The organism is Acinetobacter sp. 1424608, from assembly GCF_000588255.1.
Classification (GTDB): Bacteria; Pseudomonadota; Gammaproteobacteria; order Pseudomonadales; family Moraxellaceae; genus Acinetobacter; species Acinetobacter nosocomialis.
Genome location: NZ_JFXL01000025.1, coordinates 37,696 through 43,695, shown reverse-complemented (window position 1 = coordinate 43,695; position 6,000 = coordinate 37,696). Strand labels below are relative to the sequence as shown.

Sequence of the window (6,000 nt, the reverse complement as noted above, 5' to 3'; positions counted from 1 at the left end):
GGCCATGGCTGCGGATGTCACCATTGCTCAGGTTTCTGAAGTGGTGGAGCTGGGTGGATTAGACCCTGAGCACATCATCACCCCAGGTATCTTTGTACAGCATGTTGTACAAGTACAGCCCGCACAGTAAGCAATAAGGAGAAATAACATGAGCTATCAGAAACTCAGCCGTGACCAGATTGCACAACGTGTGGCACAAGATATTCCCGATGGTGCCTATGTGAACTTGGGCATTGGCTTACCGACTAAAATTGCCAGCTACTTACCTAACGATAAAGATATTTTCCTTCATTCTGAAAATGGACTATTGGCATTTGGCCCACCACCAGCTGCAGGTGAAGAAGACCCTGAACTGATTAATGCGGGTAAAGAGTTTGTGACCATGCTTGAAGGCGGCAGCTTTTTCCACCATGGTGACTCATTTGCGATGATGCGTGGTGGTCACCTTGATATAGCGGTACTTGGTGCATTTCAGGTTGCAGCCAATGGTGACTTGGCGAACTGGCATACAGGTGCGCCGGATGCGATTCCTGCGGTGGGTGGTGCGATGGATTTGGCAGTTGGTGCCAAGAAAGTATTTATCACTACAGACCATGTCACCAAGCAAGGCGAGCCGAAAATTGTGGCTGAGCTGAGCTATCCGGTAACGGGTAAGCACTGTGTGGATCGTATTTACACCGATCTTTGTGTAATTGATGTGACCAAAGATGGTTTAAAGGTGATTGAGAAAGTTGAAGGTCTTAGCTTTGATGAGTTACAGGCTTTAACGGGTGCGACTTTGATTGATGCGACTCAAGGGTAAGGAAGTAGGGAAATGACATTAAAAAACGCTTATATCATCGATGCCATCCGCACTCCATTCGGCCGTTATGCCGGTGGCCTTGCACCTATCCGTGCCGATGACCTTGGCGCTGTGCCGATTAAAGCTCTTATGCAGCGTAACCCAAGTGTAGATTGGGAACAGGTCGATGATGTGATTTATGGTTGTGCCAACCAAGCCGGTGAAGATAACCGTAACGTGGGCCGTATGTCAGCACTGCTTGCTGGGTTACCTTATCAGGTTCCGGCAACCACCATTAACCGTTTGTGTGGTTCATCACTCGATGCCATTGCTATTGCTGCACGTGCCATTAAAGCTGGCGAAGCAAACCTGGTAATTGCAGGTGGTGTGGAAAGCATGAGCCGTGCACCTTATGTGATGGGTAAGTCAGACAGTGCTTTTGGCCGCAGCCAGAAGATTGAAGACACCACAATGGGTTGGCGCTTCATTAACCCAAAACTTAAAGAATTGTATGGTGTAGACACCATGCCCCAGACTGCCGAAAACGTGGCTGAACAGTTCAACGTCAATCGTGCAGATCAGGACCAGTTTGCCTTGGTGAGCCAACAACGCACCGCAAGCGCGCAAGCCAAAGGCTTTTTTTCTAAAGAAATTGTGGCAGTTGAAATCCCTCAGCGTAAGGGTGAGGCTGTTGTGATTGATACTGATGAACATCCACGTGCATCCACCACACTTGAAGGTTTAAGCAAACTTAAACCTGTTGTGAAAGCAGATGGTACAGTTACTGCGGGTAATGCTTCAGGCATCAACGATGGTGCAGCCGCATTGCTGATTGCTTCTGATGATGCAGTTCAGGCTTACAACTTAAAACCACGTGCCAAGATAATTGCTTCAACAGCAGTGGGTGTAGAACCACGTATTATGGGTTTTGCTCCAGCACCAGCCATTAAAAAATTACTTAAACAAGCCAACCTGACTTTAGAGCAGATGGATGTAATTGAGCTCAATGAAGCCTTTGCTGCACAGGCTTTGGCAGTGACTCGTGATTTAGATTTACCAGACAACTCTGACAAGGTAAATCCAAACGGTGGAGCAATTGCATTAGGTCATCCGCTTGGTGCATCAGGTGCACGCCTCGTAACCACTGCCTTAAACCAGCTTGAGCAAACAGGCGGCCGTTATGCCTTATGTTCAATGTGTATTGGTGTGGGACAAGGTATTGCTTTGATTATTGAGAGAGTCTAATCATGAGTCAGTTATATGCCAGCTTGTTTTACCAAAAAGACGTCATAGACATCTTTAGTGACTCATCCTTAATCGCATACATGATTCAGGTTGAAGTTGCGTTAGCCCAAGCGCAGGCACAAGTTGGCGTGATTCCTCAAAATGCAGCAAATACCATTGCTCAAGTAGGTGAGCAGGCGCTAGAAAAGTTTGATTTTTCCGCTTTAGCGGTAGCAACTGGTTTAGCTGGGAATATCGCAATTCCATTTGTAAAACAGCTTACAGCAATTGTTAAAGATGTGGATGAGGATGCTTCCCGCTATATGCATTGGGGTGCAACCAGTCAGGATATTTTAGACACAGCTTGTATTTTGCAATGCCGTGATGCGTTAAATATTGTGGAAGCTCAAATTCAACAATGCTATGCGACTGCATTACAGCAAGCCAAGCAATATCGCCATCAGGTCATGATTGGACGTACATGGTTACAACAAGCTTTACCAATTACGTTGGGATATAAACTTGCTCGTTGGGCTTCTGCATTTAAACGTGATTTAGACCGTATACAAGCTATGAAATCACGTGTGCTCACTGCTCAGTTAGGCGGTGCTGTGGGTTCATTAGCTTCTTTGCAAGACCAAGGTTCGCTTGTGGTCAGCGCATTTGCGAAGCAACTGAATCTGACTGTACCAACAAGTACATGGCATGGTGAGCGTGACCGTATTGTAGAAATTGCAAGTGTGCTTGGCATGATTGTCGGGAATACGGGCAAGATGGCACGCGACTGGTCACTCATGATGCAAACTGAAATTGCAGAGTTGTTTGAGCCAACCGCAAAGGGTCGTGGTGGTTCATCGACCATGCCTCATAAGCGTAATCCAGTCGCAGCAGCTTCAGTACTTGCAGCAGCGAATCGTGTACCAGCGCTGATGTCTAGCATTTATCAAAGCATGGTACAGGAACATGAACGGAGTTTAGGTGCATGGCATGCAGAATGGTTAGCAGTTCCAGAAATCTTTCAGCTTTGTGCTGGAGCATTAAGCCGTACTAATGAAGTTCTACAAGGTTTTGAAGTTAATGCTGAGCATATGCAACAGAACCTTGAGTGTACCAACGGATTAATTATGGCAGAAGCTGTGATGATGGCACTTGCTCCCAAGATTGGCCGTTTAAATGCTCATCATTTAGTTGAAGCTGCATGTAAGACAGCGGTAGCACAAAACCAGCATTTGTTTGATGTTGTTAGCCAACTAGATGAAGTAAAAGGACAGTTTAGCCAGCAAGAAATACGAGATATTTTTAAACCAGAAAATTATTTAGGCAATATTCAGCAACAGATTGATGCGGTTTTGCAAGAAGCACAAGGAGAGTCAAAGTGAAACAGACTATTCGTAATCGTCAAGGAAAACAGTTAGCAGTTTATACAGATGGTCTAAAAGATGCTCCTGTGCTTGTGTTTTCTAATTCATTAGGAACAGACCATCGTATGTGGCAACCTCAACTGAATGAGTTAAAAAGTCATTTTAATGTCATTACATACGACACACGTGGTCATGGTGAAAGTGATGTAATTAGTGATACCACATTGCAAAACTTAGCTGAAGATGTTGTTGATATTTTAGATGCCTTGAATATTGAAAAAGCTCATTTTTGTGGCATTTCAATGGGCGGAATTACAGGGCTTTGGTTGGGTATTCATCATCAAAATCGTTTTAATAGCATTACAGTTGCAAACTCGGCAGCCAAAATTGGTCAGACTGAAGCTTGGTTAAGTCGTGCTGAATCGGTAGAACAAAATGGTTTAGCTGAGCTGGTTAAAACCACGCATACCCGCTGGTTCAGTGAAAAATTCGACTATCAACATAATATTGTTGCACAGACGACGATTCAAAGTCTGGCAAACACACCAGCACAAGGTTATGCCAACGCATGTCGTGCTTTAGCGTATGCCGATTTAAGAGATGAAATTGCACAAATTCAAATTCCAGTACTGCTGATTGCAGGAACAGAAGATCCGGTAACTACAGTAGCAGATGCCGAATTTATGCAGAAGGCAATTAAGAACAGCCAGTTAGCAAAACTCGAAGCATCTCATCTTTCTAATATTGAGCAACCACAGAGATTTACACAGGAATTGACTAGGTTTATTCAGCAAATCTAATCGCTTAGTAATTTAAAAGGAATTGGCCTTAAGGAGGCAAATATGGCGTCTCAGGATTACGCTACACCAAACAAAAGCATCGATGCTCAAGCACTGATTAATGATGCTCCACTTAGTAAATATCAATGGATGATCGCAATCATCTGTTTCTTAATTATTTTTACTGATGGTATTGATACAGCTGCGATGGGCTTTATTGCACCAGCATTGGCACAAGACTGGGGAATTGATCGTTCTCAGTTAGGACCAGTGATGAGTGCAGCACTTGGTGGAATGATTATTGGCGCTTTAGTTTCTGGTCCGACAGCGGACCGTTTCGGGCGAAAAGTTGTTTTAGCTGTGGCAATGCTTGTGTTCGGTGGATTTACTTTGGCATCTGCTTATGCAACCAACTTGAATAGCCTTGTCGTTTTACGTTTTTTAACCGGTATTGGCCTTGGTGCAGCAATGCCAAATGCCACCACTTTATTTTCTGAGTACTGTCCAACCCGCATTCGTTCATTACTCGTGACATGTATGTTCTGTGGCTACAACTTGGGTATGGCTACTGGCGGTTTTATTAGTAGCTGGCTTATCCCGACTTATGGTTGGCATAGCTTATTTTTGCTCGGCGGCTGGTCACCTTTAATTTTAATGATTTTAGTGATTGTAGTGCTACCTGAGTCTTACCGCTTCTTAATCGTGAAAGGTAAGAATCCAGAAAAAGTTCGCAAAATTTTAAATCATATCGCGCCAACACAAATTCAGAATGCGACTGCATTTCACGTTCCTGAAGAAAAAACTGAAACAGCTCAAAAGAAAAATGTCTTTGGAATTATGTTTTCTAAGCCATATGCCAAAGGAACAATTTTACTTTGGGTAACTTACTTCATGGGACTCGTGGTTGTGTACTTGCTGACAAGCTGGTTACCAACACTTATGCGTGAAACAGGTGCTTCGATGGAGCGTGCTGCATTTATTGGAGGTTTGTTCCAGTTCGGCGGTGTGGTAAGCGCATTGTTCATTGGCTGGGCAATGGACAAATTCAACCCAAACCGAGTCATCGCCATTTTCTACTTTGCCGCAGGTCTATTTGCAATTGCGGTCGGTCAAAGCTTAGGCAACTCAACCTTACTTGCAGTATTAGTGCTTTGTGCGGGTATCGCCATTAATGGTGCGCAATCTTCGATGCCTGCGTTAAGTGCACGCTTCTATCCAACTCAGTGCCGTGCAACGGGTGTTTCTTGGATGACTGGTATTGGACGTTTTGGTGCGGTATTTGGTGCATGGATTGGTGCGGTGCTACTCGGTAATGATTGGTCATTCACCGCTATTCTCAGTTTATTACTAATTCCAGCGACTGCTGCGGCTGTTGCTGTATTTGTTAAATCACTTGTTGCGCATACCGATGCAACTTAATAGAGGTCTATCACAATGAATGATGAACAACGCTATAAACAAGGCATTGAATTGCGGACTGAAGTTTTAGGTGAAAAGCATGTTGGTCGGTCTTTGCAAAACCTAAATGACTTTAACCAAGATTTTCAAAATTTTATTAGCCGTTACGCATGGGGTGAGGTGTGGTCGCGTCCGGGCTTGCCACGTCATACACGTAGTTTAGTGACTATCGCAATTTTATTGGCACTGGGCCGTGAAGATGAACTACGCATGCATTTACGTGCTTGTTTCAACAATGGTGTAACCAAAGAAGATTTAAAAGAGCTGATCTTACACAGTTCACTCTATGCAGGTTTACCTGCTGCAAACGCTGCAATGCACATGGCTGAAGAAGTCTTTAAAGAGTTGGGAATAGTAGTAAACCCAATTGCAGCGAAAGAACAGGATTAAGGAGATA

Annotated in this window: 7 protein-coding genes; all 7 read left to right on the top strand. The window is 44.2% G+C overall.

The genetic code is table 11. The features are described 5' to 3' along the window. On the top strand, positions 1-130 hold a 130-nt coding region (locus J678_RS21090; RefSeq protein WP_000740140.1), incomplete at its 5' end, for a CoA-transferase. Between the two features lie 18 nt (positions 131-148). Next, the gene (locus J678_RS21085; protein ID WP_017394059.1) at positions 149-802 is read left to right on the top strand and encodes a 3-oxoacid CoA-transferase subunit B; all 654 of its coding nucleotides are present in this window, start codon (positions 149-151) and stop codon (positions 800-802) included. A 12-nt stretch (positions 803-814) separates the two neighbouring features. After that, complete coding sequence (gene pcaF / locus J678_RS21080; RefSeq protein WP_017394058.1) at positions 815-2,026, top strand: 3-oxoadipyl-CoA thiolase; 1,212 nt, start codon at positions 815-817, stop codon at positions 2,024-2,026. A gap of 2 nt (positions 2,027-2,028) precedes the next feature. Beyond that, a complete protein-coding gene (locus tag J678_RS21075) occupies positions 2,029-3,384 on the top strand; it encodes a 3-carboxy-cis,cis-muconate cycloisomerase (protein ID WP_017394057.1) in 1,356 nt (451 codons plus the stop codon). After that, a complete protein-coding gene (gene pcaD, locus J678_RS21070; protein WP_017394056.1) occupies positions 3,381-4,166 on the top strand; it encodes a 3-oxoadipate enol-lactonase in 786 nt (261 codons plus the stop codon). The genes J678_RS21075 and pcaD overlap by 4 nt, the downstream gene beginning before the upstream one ends. 42 nt (positions 4,167-4,208) lie before the next feature. After that, complete coding sequence (locus J678_RS21065; RefSeq protein WP_017394055.1) at positions 4,209-5,564, top strand: MFS transporter; 1,356 nt, start codon at positions 4,209-4,211, stop codon at positions 5,562-5,564. A gap of 15 nt (positions 5,565-5,579) precedes the next feature. Next, entirely contained in the window at positions 5,580-5,993 is a 414-nt protein-coding gene (gene pcaC / locus J678_RS21060; protein ID WP_017394054.1) for a 4-carboxymuconolactone decarboxylase, read from the top strand. Positions 5,994-6,000 lie beyond the last annotated feature (7 nt).